17 protein-coding genes and 1 pseudogene are annotated in these 14890 nt (G+C 68.3%); 7 read left to right on the top strand and 11 right to left on the bottom strand.

The window, feature by feature from the left end:
* Nucleotides 1-497: 497 nt before the first annotated feature.
* Nucleotides 498-1043: a DUF3558 family protein gene (locus SSPN_RS0103605; protein ID WP_029534939.1), complete on the top strand. Its 546-nt coding sequence runs from the start codon at nt 498-500 to the stop codon at nt 1041-1043.
* A 1000-nt stretch (nt 1044-2043) separates the two neighbouring features.
* On the top strand, nt 2044-2346 hold the full coding sequence (locus tag SSPN_RS0103600; protein WP_010307036.1) for a hypothetical protein: 303 nt from the start codon (nt 2044-2046) through the stop codon (nt 2344-2346).
* Nucleotides 2347-2595: 249 nt separating this feature from the next.
* On the opposite strand, the gene SSPN_RS0103595 is transcribed toward SSPN_RS0103600, so the two are convergent.
* From SSPN_RS0103595 to SSPN_RS0103585, 3 genes are read right to left on the bottom strand one after another with little or no spacing between them, the layout of a single operon-like run.
* Nucleotides 2596-2946: a hypothetical protein gene (locus SSPN_RS0103595; RefSeq protein ID WP_010307032.1), complete on the bottom strand. Its 351-nt coding sequence runs from the start codon at nt 2944-2946 to the stop codon at nt 2596-2598.
* Nucleotides 2943-3158, bottom strand: coding sequence for a hypothetical protein (locus tag SSPN_RS0103590; protein WP_010307027.1), 216 nt, complete (start codon nt 3156-3158; stop codon nt 2943-2945). The genes SSPN_RS0103595 and SSPN_RS0103590 overlap by 4 nt, the downstream gene beginning before the upstream one ends.
* Nucleotides 3155-3430, bottom strand: coding sequence for an HC3 family zinc finger protein (locus tag SSPN_RS0103585; protein ID WP_010307023.1), 276 nt, complete (start codon nt 3428-3430; stop codon nt 3155-3157). Before SSPN_RS0103585 ends, SSPN_RS0103590 begins: the two co-directional genes overlap by 4 nt.
* 167 nt (nt 3431-3597) lie before the next feature.
* Between SSPN_RS0103585 and SSPN_RS0103580 the strand changes: the two genes are divergently transcribed.
* Genes SSPN_RS0103580 through SSPN_RS54235 form a run of 4 tightly spaced genes read left to right on the top strand, consistent with a single transcriptional unit; the run spans nt 3598 to nt 5349 of the window.
* On the top strand, nt 3598-3804 hold the full coding sequence (locus SSPN_RS0103580) for a hypothetical protein (RefSeq protein WP_010307018.1): 207 nt from the start codon (nt 3598-3600) through the stop codon (nt 3802-3804).
* The gene (locus SSPN_RS0103575; protein ID WP_010307014.1) at nt 3804-4322 is read left to right on the top strand and encodes a DUF6879 family protein; all 519 of its coding nucleotides are present in this window, start codon (nt 3804-3806) and stop codon (nt 4320-4322) included. Before SSPN_RS0103580 ends, SSPN_RS0103575 begins: the two co-directional genes overlap by 1 nt.
* 17 nt (nt 4323-4339) lie before the next feature.
* The gene (locus SSPN_RS0103570) at nt 4340-5203 is read left to right on the top strand and encodes a helix-turn-helix domain-containing protein (protein WP_010307008.1); all 864 of its coding nucleotides are present in this window, start codon (nt 4340-4342) and stop codon (nt 5201-5203) included.
* A gap of 2 nt (nt 5204-5205) precedes the next feature.
* Entirely contained in the window at nt 5206-5349 is a 144-nt protein-coding gene (locus SSPN_RS54235; RefSeq protein WP_237710438.1) for a DUF397 domain-containing protein, read from the top strand.
* A gap of 230 nt (nt 5350-5579) precedes the next feature.
* Here the strand turns inward: SSPN_RS54235 and SSPN_RS0103565 are convergent, their stop codons facing one another.
* From SSPN_RS0103565 to SSPN_RS42290, 7 genes and pseudogenes are all read right to left on the bottom strand, one after another.
* A complete protein-coding gene (locus SSPN_RS0103565; protein ID WP_237710437.1) occupies nt 5580-7739 on the bottom strand; it encodes a putative bifunctional diguanylate cyclase/phosphodiesterase in 2160 nt (719 codons plus the stop codon).
* A gap of 121 nt (nt 7740-7860) precedes the next feature.
* A pseudogene (locus SSPN_RS50310) lies at nt 7861-7989 on the bottom strand (SAM-dependent methyltransferase); the annotation flags it as partial.
* Between the two features lie 160 nt (nt 7990-8149).
* On the bottom strand, nt 8150-9052 hold the full coding sequence (locus SSPN_RS0103555; protein WP_010306999.1) for an oxidoreductase: 903 nt from the start codon (nt 9050-9052) through the stop codon (nt 8150-8152).
* Nucleotides 9053-9157: 105 nt separating this feature from the next.
* Nucleotides 9158-9865 carry a M50 family metallopeptidase gene (locus SSPN_RS0103550; protein ID WP_029534937.1) on the bottom strand — a complete coding sequence of 236 codons (708 nt, stop codon included), beginning with the start codon at nt 9863-9865 and terminating at the stop codon, nt 9158-9160.
* A 206-nt stretch (nt 9866-10071) separates the two neighbouring features.
* On the bottom strand, nt 10072-11394 hold the full coding sequence (locus SSPN_RS0103545; protein ID WP_237710436.1) for a M20 family metallopeptidase: 1323 nt from the start codon (nt 11392-11394) through the stop codon (nt 10072-10074).
* 36 nt (nt 11395-11430) lie between these two features.
* Nucleotides 11431-12198 (bottom strand): EI24 domain-containing protein, encoded by a 768-nt coding sequence (locus tag SSPN_RS0103540; RefSeq protein ID WP_010306989.1) that lies wholly within the window; start codon nt 12196-12198, stop codon nt 11431-11433.
* An 80-nt stretch (nt 12199-12278) separates the two neighbouring features.
* The gene (locus SSPN_RS42290; protein ID WP_010306987.1) at nt 12279-12488 is read right to left on the bottom strand and encodes a hypothetical protein; all 210 of its coding nucleotides are present in this window, start codon (nt 12486-12488) and stop codon (nt 12279-12281) included.
* Nucleotides 12489-12695: 207 nt separating this feature from the next.
* On the opposite strand from SSPN_RS42290, the gene SSPN_RS0103530 reads away from it, so the two are divergent.
* The gene (locus SSPN_RS0103530) at nt 12696-13733 is read left to right on the top strand and encodes an iron-siderophore ABC transporter substrate-binding protein (RefSeq protein ID WP_010306984.1); all 1038 of its coding nucleotides are present in this window, start codon (nt 12696-12698) and stop codon (nt 13731-13733) included.
* A gap of 200 nt (nt 13734-13933) precedes the next feature.
* Here SSPN_RS0103530 and SSPN_RS42285 read toward each other — a convergent pair.
* Nucleotides 13934-14890: dihydrolipoamide acetyltransferase family protein (locus SSPN_RS42285; RefSeq protein ID WP_010306981.1), on the bottom strand; the 957-nt coding region annotated here is incomplete at its 5' end.

Raw genomic sequence — 14890 nt, 5'->3', positions numbered from 1 at the left:
CATCCCGCAGGCAACCTCCCCCGTCGCATTGTTCACCGACACCACCGAAACCCGTTCAGGCAGCGGCCATGCCGACACATCGACCGATGACCACGGCGTCACACACGAACGCCACCAGCACAGCAAGAACCGGACAGCCGGTGGCCGCCTGATCACCACAAGCAGCGCCACCAAGTGCCGCCGCATCTTCGCTGTCGGCTGTCACAACTGCGCCACCAACCGAGCACTCCACCCCTAAGACCTGGTGCGGGTGCCGCAGTTTCACGCCCCCCGACCGGCACCCGCACCGGAACCACCACCCCCGTCCCTCAACTTCACCGACTGTCCACAACGAACCCCTTTGAAGACAAGGCGAATGCGCCCGGTGCCGGCGCGATCGAGCTGATCCGCATGATGCAGAAAGAACTCCAGGCGCAGGCGGATGCGTTCCGGGCTGCGGCGAAGGACTACCGTTCGACCGACGATCAGATCGCCCAGGACTTGCAGCGAGGTATCCAGTGACCCGACTTTCCCGCTCGTTGATCTCGGCCGTCGCAGGCGTGGCACTGCTCGGCCTTGCCGCCTGCTCTGCTGGCGGGACTCCGCATAACGGCAACGCAAGTCAGGAAGCCCCCACGACTCAGGCTGAGGCATCCGGCTTGAAAAACTTCGACCCGTGTGCGTTCCTCACTCCGCAGGACTTGAGCGGAGCCGGTGTCAGCGGGCCTGGCGAGAAGGTCGAGGAAATCAAGTCTGAACCAGGCTGTTCTTACGAGGGCGAGAAGATCCTTCTCACCCTGTACAAAAGCCCGGAGCACACCGTCGACAAGTACGAAACCAGTGGCCATTGGGACAGGTACGATAAGTTCAACATCAACGGCCGGAATGCTGCGCGTGGTGTCGAAGCAGGTGCCAGCAACCAGGGCGGTTGCTCAGTAGTGGTTGACGCAGGTGGCGGCGTCGTTCTTTTCACGGTGACGGGAATCATGGCGGATTCGGTCGCAGATCCGTGCGGTGAGGCTGAGAAGGCGGCGAGCAAGGTCGAATCGCGGCTCCCCAAGTAAGGGCTTCCGTACGGAGTGCACCTTCGCGCTCGAGATCTCAGCAACGCATGAACGAGCCCGTCTCGCTTCCTAGGGACGGGCCTGTTTCGTGTTGCTCTCAAACAAAGAAGGACTCATGCCGGCTGGAACCGACCCGGACTCTCCAGCTCGAAGCCCGCGATCCGCCGGTAGCCCTTGCTCGACCCGCCCCCACTGGTAGGCGGGTTTGGTCGCGGTGTTCTTCCAGGCAAGTTCGACTCCCGCGAGAGTTCGACGACCGGTTGGAAAACCCATTCCCCGAACTGGATCTAGGAAAGCACATGGGCTTTCCGTGCTACGGTGGGGAATTTGTTCACCGACGAGAACGGCGTGACCTCGCTTCGAACGTCCGGCTAGCAAGCACGAGGTTAATGAGCGTTTAGTGAAGCACTAGCGGTGATCATTATGGTCCTGTGACATGTTCACACGGATTCATCGTGCCGCACTGGCCGCCGGAGTCGGGCTGCTGGTGTCCAGTGGGATTTCGACAGCAGACCAGGACCCCACCACGTACGTGCTACGAAACTACGACGCAGATGGTCACCTGGTCTCTGTCGTCGGCGACACCGGCGGAGCGGCCGATGTCGCGTGCAGCAGCGGAGTCGAATACCCGCACTACTCCCCGCCGCCTCGGGCGGGGAGTGTGCTGTTCAAGGTTCGGGTCAAGTGCGACGGACAAGGAGCTCCGCCGGACATTCACGTCAACGGTGTCCTCGGATTCGTGCCTGGAGACCCGGCCGGGCCGCCACCTCCGCCTGCGCCAGTTGAACCGCGCTCGGTGTCCAGTCAGACCCAGCGCGTTCCAGTCCCCGGGGAGGCGACCTATTACACGCCCGCGCAAGGGCAACCGCCTGTGTTGGGGTCTCACTGGTACACAGGTGGATACGAAGCTGGTTTCGTGGCGCCGATTCAGGGCCCGATCGGCAATGGGGACACTCCGTTGGTTCCTGTGACCACGCCGTAGCTTAAGGAGGTTGCGATCATGGAGGTCAACCCCGTCGATGAGCGGGACGTGACAATCGAGGATGACCACCCTGTTTTCCGGGTGTACATGTGGTCGCAGCCCTTCCCGAACGTCCACGTTCCTCCAGAACGGGTTGGGTGGTGGAACTACGCCTACGAGCTCAAAGAGTGCGACGTGCACCAAGCCATCGCGTGGGCACAAGACAACCTTGCCGAAGGCGGCCGGTACACGTTGTACGTGTGCTATCGGCGGGAGGACGGCCGTCTGACGGCAGTCCGGATCGCAGGCACGGAGCCGACACGGATCGACCGTTCTCGATAGTAGTTCGATAAAGGGTTCCCCGGCGCGGTCGTGGCCGGTTGCGGCGCACTGCCGCCGTCGGCCGCGATACGGCCGCCGAGACGGGGCCATGCCGCACCGGAGTTCGGGGGAATGGCCTGACGGCGTCGGGGGGCTTCCACCGCCCGACCATTCGATGTGCCCGGCCACCGCTGGGGGGTCGGTGCCGATGGGGCAAGTGGTGACGGTGCGGATGCCGGTCGGGGGAAGGCGGCGGCGTCCCCACCGGGATCAGGTAGCGAGGTCGCGCAGCGCGGCATAAAGACGCCGCACCATGCCGGGATGCCGGGCCATCGCCTCAGGATCATCGACTGGCAGACCGGAATCGATCGGCGGCAGCATCCTGGTTTCCTCGGTGGCGAGCTCGTCACCGTCGGCGAGGTCGCCGCGGATCACCAGCGGTTCACGCAACCGATGCCGCCCGCCGCCACGGGTTTCAGCTTCGACGCTCGCGACCAAGTAGGCGACCGTCAACGCGCCTTCGCCGCTACCGGCGTGGCGCGCCGGGGCGTAGTAGAACGTCGCCCACAGGGCGAGCCCCCCGACGCCGAGCAGACTCGTCGCGATCAACACGGCAGTCATCGGCCTGCCCTCTCGCCGTCGATCACGCGCGGCGGAACATAGGTCGCGTTCTGGTCCCGCAGCAGCTCGGCAATCTCAGCAAGAAACTCGGCGGTCTCTGCAAACTGCCCGTCATGGACGGTCCGCTCGCGCACGTCGTCGGTGAGGTCCTCCAACACCGCCGACGCGCGCACCAACAACTCGTGCAACTGCGGTTGTGCCTGCGCCCTCATCGCGCACCCACCACCGGCGACAGTCCTGCGCGCACCCGCGCCGCCGCGTTGCAGTCCGGGCACGTCTCCCACAGCCAGGCCGTGTCGCCGGTCGCCGCCTTGACAGTGCGCTCGCACAGCGTCGTGACCTTGGTGCCAGCCGGATAGATCGACGCGCCTGGCGGGTGCTCGTCAGCGCTAGCGTGCCGCTGCCCGGCGGCTGGAACCCAGTGGAAGGGGTGCGGCCGGTACGTCGCGCCAATGCTGGTCATGGCGATCACTGTGACGTCCATCCGAGCAACAAATCAAGCAATTCAAGAAATTTTAGAGCAACTACGCTCGTCTGGGGTAGCTGCGCTACGCCGAGCCGGGTAAAGCCCAGTAACGACACCCGGCTGTGCATTGACGATTGCTGAAGTTTCTTGCAGGATGCTCGGTGTTTCGACAATCTGGAGGGGTTATGAAGCTCACGTTCTTGGGGACTACCAGCATCAACGGCTCGTGCCCGAACCTGTACGCCACCGACCGGGGCACCTACGTCGTGCAGGGCTACAAGATCAACGATGTGGAAGCTCTTGCGGCACTTCACGCCCGGGGGATGCCGGAGACGGAAACCGCGGTCGAGATTCCCGCCGGACTGCTGTCGTTCGCGCCAAAGGACACGTGATGACCCGGCTCGTACGCGGCGAGGACTTCGGGCAACTGTTCGAGACCTTCACGCGCTCGGCCTGGCGCTGGGAATGCCAGGCCGAGTACCGGGAACCGCACGAAGCCGAGGCTTTCCGGCAGTTCCTCACGGGCGAAACGCCCGACATGTCATTCACCACGGAATGGCTGGCCAACGTCCGGCAGGCAACCGCAGCGGGACGGCGCTTCAAACGAGTGCGGGTGCTCACCGCGCCTTTGACGGACTACCTGCGGTTCGAGATGTTCGCGGCACCGGGCAACGCCGCGGCGGGTGAAGTCATCCGCGTCATGTCGACCGCCGCTGCCGTCGAACACAACCTGCCCGATCACGACTTCTGGTTGTTTGACGACGATTTGGTCGCGATCATGCACTTCGACGACCACGGCATGATCGCCGCCGAACTCGTCGACGACGCCGACACCGTAGCCAAGCACAGGAGGTGGCGCGAGATCGCATGGAGTCATGCGGCACCCTTTGAAACGGTCCTGACACCCTGACCCGACGAGATGAACCTGTGAGCACACCCGAACGGCACAAGCTCGAATTCGGCGATCGACTCCGCGAACTCCGGGAGAGCGCCGGCTACTCCGGCAGGGAGTTCGCCAGCGCCGCCGGTTGGCAACCGTCCAAGATCTCCAAGATCGAGAACGGCAAACAACTCGCGACCGACGCCGACCTGCTGACCTGGGTGCGCCTCGGCAAGGTTCCGGAACCCGCGGCTACCGAACTCCGCGACGAGCTGCGGACGATCCGGCTGGAGTCCTCCAGCTGGAAACGGCAGCTGCGGACCGGGCACCGGCGACGGCAAGAGCACAGCCGCGGAATCGAGGCCGAAGCAAGCACGATCCGCGCGTTCGAACTCGTCGTCGTGCCCGGCCTCGTCCAGACCGCGGACTACGCCCGCCACGTATTCAGCTCGGCCGCCGCCCTGCAGCAGGTGCCGCACGACATCGACGCCGCCGTGCAGGTTCGCCTGGAACGGCAGCACGCGCTCTACGACTCGGCCAAACACGTCGAACTGCTCATCGCTGAGTCTGCCCTGCGGTACTTCGCCTGCCCGCCGCAAACGATGGTGGCGCAGATCGACCGCTTGATCGCGCTGTGCGGGCTGGCGACCGTCCGATTCGGCATCATCCCGCTCAACACCCGGTTGCCGCACATCCCGGCAAGCGGTTTTTGGATCATCGGCGACACCGCGTTTGTCGAGACCGTCAACACCGAGATCAACACCGACGACACTGACGATGTCGCCCTTTACAACCGACTCGCTGACAGCCTGTGGCAGGCCGCGGTCGAAGGCGACGACGCTCGGCGGTTGCTCGTGCAGATCTCCACCGAAATCGCCCAGCTACGCGATTCTCCGATGACGAAGGACTGACCGTGTTCACCAACTGGCGCAAGTCCGCCAAGAGCCTGCACAACCCCGAACAGTGCGTTGAAGTCGGCACCGCACCCGGCCAGACCGGCGTGCGCGATACCAAAGACCGCAGCCCTTGGTTTCGAACGCGCCGTCGCTGGCCTTGACGGTGGCAGTGGCCGGACCCTGCACGATGTTGTTGATGACGATTGTGCCGAGATCGCCGGTGGTGTCCTTCAGCCGCGCGTGGTAGCTGCCGAACGAGTTATCCCCGGCCGAGGTCTTAGGATCACCAGCGGCCACGTAATGACGGCGATGATCGGCACCAGGGCCAGCACGGCACCGGTGATGCTGAGCACCAACGCGGTTGTGCCGAAACCGTTGCGGGGCGCCGGAACTAGTGAGGCTGGACGCCGTGGAGGAAGTCGGGGACGTCGAAGGACAGCAGCGGGTCTCCGAACAGCGCTCCCGCGCCGACTTCGCAGTTCATGCCGCGCCAGATCCGGGCCTGCTCCTCGGTGTCGACGCCGCGGACCCACAGGCGCGCTCCGCAGGCGTGGACCAGCGGGACCAGGCCGTGGATCGCCTGCACCTCCGGCAGGTTCGCGGAGTCCGCGGCGTGCACGAGGTCGACCAGTTCGTCCGCCAGGCGCACCGCGTCGATCGGCAGCTCCCGCAGCAGGCGCAGTTCGTCCGGGGAGCCGTGGAAGCTGTGCAGCGAGGTCTTGATGCCGCGACTGTTGAGGTAGCGGACGTTGTCGCGGGCTTCCTCGTTGTCACCACGGACGGCCGCCAGCGGCATGCAAAGCCGCAGCCAGGTCGCGTCGACCTCGCACGCGTCCAGCACCTGGTGGATCACCGCCGCCAGGTCCGGGTCCTGGCCCTGGTTCGGGCTCAGCGCCAGCTTCAGCTGCACCCGGTGCCCGTCCGCGTGCCATTCGCACAGCTGCTGCCACGCCGTTTCCAGCATCCAGTCCCGCAGCGACAGGGTGACCCCGGAGCGTTCGGCCAGACGCAGGCACTCGTCGTGCTCGAGGGTGCCGTATTCGCTGGTCTCCCAACGGAGTTCGGCTTCCAGCACGACCAGCTCGCCGGTGTCCATGTACACCAGCGGCCGGTAGACGACGTCGAACTCGCCCATTTCCAGGCCGCCGGGCATCACCGCGGCCAGCTTCGACTCGATCCGCTCCTCCGGCGCCTTATCCGGGTCGAACAGCGCCCACTGCCGTTTGCCGGCGGCCTCCGCGCGGCGCAGCGCGACGTCGGCGGCCCACAGCATGTTCGACGCGTCGGCGTCGGTCAACGCCCGCTGCACCACGCCGATCCCGGCCGATGCAGCGATGCCGTGGCCGTCGACGTGGACCGGTTCGGCGAGCAGCTCGTTTATCTGCTGGGTCAAGGTGGTCACCGGTGGGGTCTTCTCCTGCTCCAAGAGCAGGATCGCGAACTCGGTGCCGCCGAAGCGTGCGACGATCGCTTCCTCGTCCTCGAACAGCTGCTCCAGCCGCCGGGCCACCGCCTTGATCACCTGGTCGCCGACCTCGTAACCGAGACCATCGTTGATCAGCTCGAAGCCGTCCAAGCCCAGGTGGTAGAGCGACAGCTGGGCGTGGCCGGGCAGGCTCGCCAGCATCGCCTCCAGCCGGGTGCGGAAGAACTGCCGGTTCGGCAACCCGGTCAGCGCGTCGTGCAGGGCCTGGTACTGGAGACGGTCCTGCAGCAGGTGCAGCTCAGTGATGTCCTCGACCGTGGTCACGAAGTGGCGCGGCGCCCCGTCCGAGCCCCGCAGCACCGACACCGCCAGGTAGGCCCACGCCTCCTCACCGTTGGCGCGCAGCAGCCGCTTGCGGTCGCCGAGCCGCTTCGAACTGCCACCATCGGCCAGCTCTCGGTAGGCGGCCGCCAGGTACTCCGCGTCGTCGGAGTGGAACAGGTCGTGGATCGTCATCGACGCCAGGTCCTGCGCCTGGTAGCCGAGGGTGACCTCGAACGCCGGATTGACCTGGGCGAACTTTCCCTCGATGTCGCAGATCGCGATCCCGATCTGTGTAGTGGCGAACACCTCGCAGAATCTCGCCTCGCTGGCCGCGAGCTCGCGGTCGGCCTTCAGCTTCGAGCGCAGCAGATCCTTCTTCAGCGTCTCCTGCTGGACGAACGTGTTCTCCCGGTCGGCGGCGGCGTAGCCGGCCGCGATGGCGGTGACCAGCGCGAGGATCCGGCGCACCTCGTCGTTGCCGGGCCGGACCAGCTCGTCGCGGAGCAGGTTGAGGCTCAGCGGCAGGCTGTCCTCGCCGGTGGCGTGGATCTCCGCCAGCCGACTGCCGACGGCGCGCCCCGCTTCGTCCACTGTCGACGGATCGTCGAGCGCGCCGATGGCGCGGTCGACGAGTTCCAGCAGCGTCTGCTCGACGACCTCGCGGGCGAGCGGGATGTCGGCCGCAGTGCTGAGCCGCGCCGCCCAGCGGCGTGCGACCGCCACCCGCCAGTCGGCGTCGTACCGCTGCGGGATCAGCACATCCGGCATCCCCTGCGGGGCGTCCGGAGTTCCCTCTCTCATCTCACCCGTCCGTCAACGTTCGCCGGCAGATCGCCCTGGTGCAAACCTTCCTGGCATCGTCGAGATCCAGCGCCACGCCCCCCGCGACGTGTCACCGTTTGCGTCCCACTCCCGCGTAGATCTGGGCGATCTCGTGAACGTTGCCCACGGTCGGGATGCCGGAGCCGACGTCGAGGAACTGCCGGACTCCCTGGTACGCCAGGAAAACCACGGAGCAGCGCTGGGGTACCCGTGTCGCCTGTCCGGTCAAGGTTCACCTCGCTCCTCGCGCCGTTGCGTGTCGGCAAGACTACTGGGTGACACCAGACGGGCCGTAAAACTAACCCCGCCGCGCCCGTCCGTATCGATCGAGACGGCTTTTCGTCGCACTTCGGGCATTCCGGGTGCGAGCGAGGTGCGGCGAACCCCCGTCAGTGGGCTTCTTCGAGGGTTTCTCCCTCGGCGACCAGGGCGTTCAGTTCGGCGATGTCCTCGGCGGTGAGCGCCACCCCGGCGGCCGCGGTGTTCTCCTCGAGGTGCTCCGGCGACGACGTGCCCGGGATCAGCAGGATGTTCGGCGAGCGCTGCAGCAGCCAGGCCAGCGACACCTGCGCCTGGGTCGCGCCGCGCCGCTGGGCCACCGCGTGCAGCACGCCGTCCTCGCGGGCGCGGCTGTCCGCGAATCCGGAGCCCAACGGGAAGAACGGGACGAAAGCCGCGCCGTCGTCCGCGGTCGCGCGGAGCAGTTCAGCCGACGTGCGGTTCACCACGTTGTAGAGGTTCTGCACGGCCGCGATCTCGGTGTGCTGCCGCGCCTCGGCGTACTGCTCGACGGACACATTGGACAGGCCGATGTTGCGCACCAGGCCCTGCTCCCGGAGCTCGGCCAGGGCACCGAGCTGGTCGGCCAGCGAGATGCCCGTGTCGGCGACGTGCCGCAAGTAGACCAGGTCCAGCGCGTCGAGCCGCAGGCGGCGCAAGTTGTCGTGCGCCTGCGCGCGCAGCGCGTCGGGGTGGTTCAGCGGCAGCCACGCCGCCTGGTGGTCGCGGTAGGCGCCGATCTTGGTGGCCAGCACGAGGTTGTCGCCGTAGGGCCGTAGCGCCTCCGCGATCAGCTCGTTGACCACCCACGGCCCGTAGAAGTCGCTGGTGTCGATGTGGTCGATGCCCAGTTCCACGGCGCGCCGCAGCACCCGGATCGCCCGCTCGTGGTCGGCGAGCGGACCGTAAACGCCGGGGCCGGCCAACTGCATCGCGCCGAAACCGAGCCGGTTCACCGTCAGGTCCGCGCCCAGCTGAAACTCGCCACCAAGGGCGGTCGAAGCACTCGTCACGCCGCGATGCTGCTAGAAAACCGCCCCGACAGCAACAAGCCCTTCCTCACATCCTCGCCTTCAAAGCGGCGCAACCGCCAGGCAAGGTGGGCCCACGATCAAAGATCACACCTGAGGCATCAGCAGGAGCCAGCGCGCGCCGAAGAGGAGGGCGGCCAGGCCGATGAGGAACCAGCAGGCCAGCCACAGCGCGGCGGGCAGCCCCGTGAGCCTCGCGAGCTGGTCGGCGTCGGAGCTGGGTGCGCGGCCGCCGGCGCGCTTGCGGCGCAGCTCGGCGATCGGGCGCAGGCCGCCGAACAGCAGGAACCAGCTGAACAGCGCGCAGCACAGCGCCTGCCACGCCGGAGTCGCGAACCAGGACACGGCGAAGATCGCGCCACCGGTGACCACGATCGAAAGCACGCCGTAGGCGTTGCGGATCGCCAGCAGCATCGCGGCGAGCAGCGCGACGCACACCCAGAGCATCACGTGGGCCAGGTCCGCGGTGACCAGCCACGCGCCGCCGAGCCCGAGCAGCGACACCGCCGGATAGCCGGCCACCAGGGTGAACACCATTCCCGGCCCGGTCGGCTTGCCGGTCGAGACGGTCAGCCCCGAAGTGTCGGAGTGCAGGCGGATGCCGTTCAGCTTGCGCCCGCTGAGCAGCGCGACAACCGCGTGGCCGCCCTCGTGGGCGATCGTCACGACGTTGCGCAGCAGCAGCCAGGTGTTCCGGCCGAGCACCAGCACCAGCGAGATCACGCCGGCGATCAGCGCGGCGACGTTGCCGGAATCCAGCAGCTGCGAGGTCCACTCCCGCACTAAATCGTCCACAATAGACACCCGGGGCTTCGGGGACAGGCCGCCGCCAGCCTAGCCGGAGGTGCGCACCACGGTTTCGGGGCGATGGCGATCCGCCTGGGCGCGGTCTCGCCCCCGGAGACGTGCTGGAGTCGCCGAGCAACTGCCCGTCGTGCAGCTGGTTCTTTACCGACTCGACGAGCGTGGAGAAGGGGTTGCCGACATCCCGGCGGCAGTTGTCAGTCGAAGTAGGTTGCGACGTCCAGGGCGCCGCCCGCGGCCTGGAACTCGGCCCGGACCGCTTGGCGGAGGTCCACGTCGACCAGGTAGTCCGCTGTCGTCAGTGCCAGGCCGATGGCGCCGTCGAGGACCGCTCGGTCGCCCGCCGGAGAGCCCGCCGCGGCGGCGAATTCCTCGGTGTGCAGCGAAAGGTTCGGGTCGCCGAGACCGATCATCGGGTGGATGGCCGGGAGCCGGTAGCTGAGGTTGCCGAGGTCCGTCGAGCCGGTGAGGTACTCCGGGACGACCCCGCGCGGCAAGGACGTCCGACCCCGGCGGGCCTGGTGCTCGGCCCAGCGTGCCGCCAGCACGTCGTTGTGCCGAATGGGCAGGTAGGCGGGGTTGTTGTCCCAGCGCAGCCCGACACCGCAGCCCGTCATCGAGGCCGCGCCGTGCGCGATCGCTTCGATCCGGGCGGCCAGGTCCCGTAACGAGCCCGGCTCGGCGGAACGCACGTAGAACAGCGCCGCGGCGCGGTCGGGCACGACGTTGGGGCGCTTGCCTCCGTCGGTGATGATCCCGTGCACGCGGTCCGTTGACGGCATGTGCTGCCGCATCGCCGCAACGCCCTGGTAGGTCGCCACGACCGCGTCGAGCGCGTTGCGGCCCATGAACGGCTGTGCGGCGGCATGCGCGGCCACGCCGTGGAAGATCACCTCGACCTGGCGCCGCCCCAGGAACGGGTGGGCGGCGATGTCGTGCGAGAACGGGTGCAGCATCACGACCGCGTCGACGTCGTCGAAAAGCCCAGCCCTGGCGAGGTGCTCCTTGCCGCCGCCGCCCTCCTCTGCTGGGGTGCCGAACAGGCTCACCCGGCCGCCGGTGGCCGACACCGCGGTGGCCGCGGCGAGGAACCCGCCGACCGCCGCCGAGCAGATGATGTTGTGCCCGCAGCCGTGCCCGATGCCCGGCAGCGCGTCGTACTCCGCCAGCACCGCGACGTGCGGGCCGTTGCCACCGCTCTCGGCGCGCAATGCGGTGTCCAGCCCGCCGACGCCCACCTCGACGTCGTGCCCGTGGTGCCGCAGCAGCTCGGCGGCCTGAGCTGCGGAGCGGTGCTCGGCGAACGCCTCCTCCGGGTGCGCGTGCAGATCCCGGCTCAGCGCAACGAGGTCCTCGGCATGGCCGTCCACCCACCGCTCCACTTCGGCGCGCAACGCCTCGTCGGCGCCGGCGAAATCGGAGCGGATCGGCTCGGCCTCGGCCACCGCCCGCTCAGTGGTCGCGGAGACGGCACGCAGGTAGGAGCCATCGGGCTGCACTGGCTGAGTCGGCTGTGTCACAACCCCGACTCTAGGCCGAACGAGTTAACCCGCGGATCACCGCTGCGTAACGCCGTCCTGCCGGGGAACCGGCCCCAACACCCGGTGCGCGAGCAGCGTGCCGCCGACGACCGCCGCCGGGATCACCACGAGCTGCGCGATCGGGACCAGGCACAGCAGGTAGGTCGGCAGCCCGAACCCGAACACCACGGCCCGGTGCCGCCGCAACGCCCTGCGCCGGTCGGCGAGGCGCAGGCCGCGCCGCTGGAACACCAGCCCGACCATCTCCAAGGTGACCAGCCACGACCCGAACAGCGCGCCCAGCACCAGAGCCGCGATCTGCCCGACCACCGGGATGAATCCGATGGCGAACAGCACGATCGCGCCGACCAGCGCGACGCCTACCAGCTTCAGCGAATCCCGCAGGCCGCGGCCGAGCTGGCGGGTGAAACCGGCGCCGTCGCCGGAGGTGTCCAACCCGAGCCGCTGCTCCGCCTGCTCGGCGATGTGCTCGTAGAACGGGCCACCGATGAGCAACGTGACTGCGATGAACGACACCGAAGCCAGCAGCCCGGCGGCGGCGACCAGCGCCACGCCCACCAGGATGCGCAGCGCCTGGCGGGCGGCATCGCCCCAGCCGTCGGCGAACGGCGTCATCCAGGTGACCAGGTCCGGGCTGAAATAGATCAGCGCGCCCAGGCCGCCCAGCAGCAACACGGCGCTGATCAGCGCCGGCAGCGCGCCGAGGAACAGCAGCTTCGGGCGGCGCAGGATGATGCCGAAACCGGTGCCGAGCGTGCGGACTCCGGCGAAGAACGAACTCATCAGGATTGGTCTCCCGTGCGGTGGCGATCAACGCCCACCGTATCGGCCGCAGCCCCACCACCGGGCGGGAAACCGGCGGATCAGCGCACCACCCGGTGCCGGTTGCGCCGCGGATGCGGCACCGACCTGGGTGTCCGCCCGCCGGACGGCCCGCCGTTGCCCTGGCGGTTCGCGTGCAGTTCCAGCAGCAGGACGTCCGGGCTCTCCCCGGCGTGGCTGCGCCAGAGCATCCTCAACAGCTCGTCCTCGACGAGCAGCCAGCGACGGCCGAACACGTCATCGTCACTCATCGCGACTCCAGCATCCCGGCGATTTGATCACGCATGGTGACTGTGCGATCTCTCCCGATTCACCATACGCCGCGAGCCACCCCCGGTGATCCGCCTCACGAGGCGCTCGACGTCGTTTGCGCACCTGAAGCCGAAAAACTTAGGTTAGCCTTTCTTGTGAAGATCTTCGGGTGGCGAGCCCGAACCGGACGACGAAGGACTCGGTCGATGACTCCTCCTCCCCCAGCCGCTGGTGCCCGCAACAGGTTCGGCCGTCGGGGCTTCCTGGTCGGCGCGACCGGCGTGCTCGCCACCGGACTGGCTGCCGGGCTGGCGGCCTGCGGCAACGCCGGCGGGCCGGACGCGACCGGCAACGCCCAGGCCGGGCCGGGGTTCCCGACGAGCATCCCGAACCGCTACGGCGCGGCGGAGCTTAAGGCCGCGCCGCAGCGCCTCGTCACACTGGGCATCACCGACCACGACGTGCTGCTGCCGCTGGGCTTGATCCCGGCCGGGCTGACCAAGTGGGGACCGTGGGACAGCGGCGTCGGACCGTGGGTCGAGCCGCTGCTCGGCGGCCAGCGACCCAAGGTTTTCGGCAGCGAGGTCGACGCGGAGGGCGTCATCGCGCTGGCCCCGGACGTCACGATCGCGCTGCAGAGCGCCCTGACGCAGGAGCAGTACAACCGGCTCAGCAGCTTCGGCCCGGTGGTGGCGCAGCCGCCGAACTCCATCGACTACGGGGTGAACTGGCGGGTGCAGGCCGAGACCATCGGCCAGGCGCTGGGCAAGCAGGCCGAGGTCGCCAAGCTGCTCGCCGGCACCCAGGCGCGCATCGACCAGACCCGCCGCGACAACCCGGTCTTCGACGGCAAGACGCACGTCACGGTCCGCACCGACTCGGCGGGCACCTACGCCGCCTACACCAAGCAGGACGCGCGTACGGCGCTGCTGGAGCAGCTCGGTCTGCGGCTGTCCCCGGCCATCGAGAACCTCGACAGCGGCGGCAAGTTCAACGTCAAGGTCAGCAAGGAGCAGGTGTCGCTGCTGGACGCCGACGTCGTGATCGTCACGACCGCCAAGGCGACCGATGTGGACGCGGTCCGCAAGGATCCGCTGCTGAACAACCTGCCTGCCGCCAAGCGCGGCGCGCTGGTGCTGCTGGACGACTACGACCTGACTATGGCGCTCGGCTCGGCCACGGTCTCCAGCATCCCGTTCGCGCTGGAGCGGCTGACCCCGAAGCTGGTCGACGCCGTGAGCTGAAGCCGATCCACAGTGGACGGGCGCCGACCAGGAGGGCACCGCTGGATCCCTGAGGCGGGGGGACTTCCGTCCGACGCGGCGGGGCGGCGATCCGCTCCCGTTTTCCCAGATCTCTTCGCAGCCACACACGATCGGGGCATGAAGAGGGCCCCTCCCGCGAGAGTCGAGGTCGTCGCGGAAGGGGCCCGAGTCGTCGGTCGTCAGGCGATGATGCGAATCGGGTCCTCCAGGAGCCCGGTCAGCAGCTGCAGGAACGCCGCGCCGACCGCGCCGTCCACAGCCCGGTGGTCCGCCGACAGCGTCGCCCGCAGGATCTTGCGCGCCACGAACTCGCCGTCGCGCACCTGCACCTCGTCGCGGGCCGCGCCGACCGCCAAGATCGCCGCCTCCGGCGGGTTGATCACCGCGCTGAACTGCTCGATGCCGAACATGCCCAGGTTGGAGATCGAGAAGGTGCCGCCGGACATCTCGTCCAGCTTCAGCTTGCCCTCGCGGGCCCGTCCGGCCAGCTCCCGGCTCTCCGCGGCGATCTCCGAGACGCTCTTGCGGTCGGCGTCCTTGATCACCGGCACGACCAGGCCGTTGTCGATGGCCACCGCGACGCCGAGGTTGATGCGCTTGTGCTGCAGCATCTTGTCGCCGGCGAAAGAGACGTTCACCGCCGGGTTGGCGCGCAGGGCCGTGGCCACCGCCTTGACGATCAGGTCGTTGACGCTGACCTTCGGGCCGCCCGCGGCCTGCAGGCGCTCGTTGAGGGTCGCCCGGAAGGCCATCAGGTCGGTGACGTCGATGGCGCTGGTCAGGTAGAAGTGCGGGGCCTGCTGCTTGCTCTCCGTGAGGCGCTTCGCGGTCAACTTCCGGATGTTGCTGAGCGGGATCTCCTCGACGTCCTCGCTGGACACCGCCACCGGGGCGGCGGCAGGAGCGGCGGCAGCCGGCGCAGCAGCGGCCGGTGCGGCGGCCTCGATGTCGGCGCGGATGATCCGCCCGCCGGGCCCGGTGCCCTGCACCGTCGACAGGTCGACGCCCTTCTCCTTGGCGACCGCCTTGGCCAGCGGCGACGCCTTCGGCTTCGCACCCGGCTCGGCGGGCGCGGCCGCGGCCGCAGGTGCGGGCGCCGGAGCAGCGGGCTCGGCCGGGGCCGGAGGCTCGGGGGG

The sequence above is a fragment of the Saccharopolyspora spinosa NRRL 18395 genome (assembly GCF_000194155.1).
Lineage (GTDB): Bacteria > Actinomycetota > Actinomycetes > Mycobacteriales > Pseudonocardiaceae > Saccharopolyspora > Saccharopolyspora spinosa.
This window is presented reverse-complemented; position numbering and strand designations above follow the sequence as displayed.

What these genes read in the sequence shown, in the direction of transcription:
- SSPN_RS0103595 (WP_010307032.1), bottom strand. Translation starts at nt 2,946, where the DNA reads ATGACTGCCGTGTTGATCGCGACGAGTCTGCTCGGCGTCGGGGGGCTC.
- SSPN_RS0103590 (WP_010307027.1), bottom strand. Translation starts at nt 3,158, where the DNA reads ATGAGGGCGCAGGCACAACCGCAGTTGCACGAGTTGTTGGTGCGCGCG.
- SSPN_RS0103575 (WP_010307014.1), top strand. Translation starts at nt 3,804, where the DNA reads ATGACCCGGCTCGTACGCGGCGAGGACTTCGGGCAACTGTTCGAGACC.
- SSPN_RS0103530 (WP_010306984.1), top strand. Translation starts at nt 12,696, where the DNA reads ATGACTCCTCCTCCCCCAGCCGCTGGTGCCCGCAACAGGTTCGGCCGT.
- SSPN_RS0103540 (WP_010306989.1), bottom strand. Translation starts at nt 12,198, where the DNA reads ATGAGTTCGTTCTTCGCCGGAGTCCGCACGCTCGGCACCGGTTTCGGC.
- SSPN_RS0103600 (WP_010307036.1), top strand. Translation starts at nt 2,044, where the DNA reads ATGGAGGTCAACCCCGTCGATGAGCGGGACGTGACAATCGAGGATGAC.
- SSPN_RS0103565 (WP_237710437.1), bottom strand. Translation starts at nt 7,739, where the DNA reads ATGAGAGAGGGAACTCCGGACGCCCCGCAGGGGATGCCGGATGTGCTG.
- SSPN_RS0103580 (WP_010307018.1), top strand. Translation starts at nt 3,598, where the DNA reads ATGAAGCTCACGTTCTTGGGGACTACCAGCATCAACGGCTCGTGCCCG.
- SSPN_RS42290 (WP_010306987.1), bottom strand. Translation starts at nt 12,488, where the DNA reads ATGAGTGACGATGACGTGTTCGGCCGTCGCTGGCTGCTCGTCGAGGAC.
- SSPN_RS0103585 (WP_010307023.1), bottom strand. Translation starts at nt 3,430, where the DNA reads ATGGACGTCACAGTGATCGCCATGACCAGCATTGGCGCGACGTACCGG.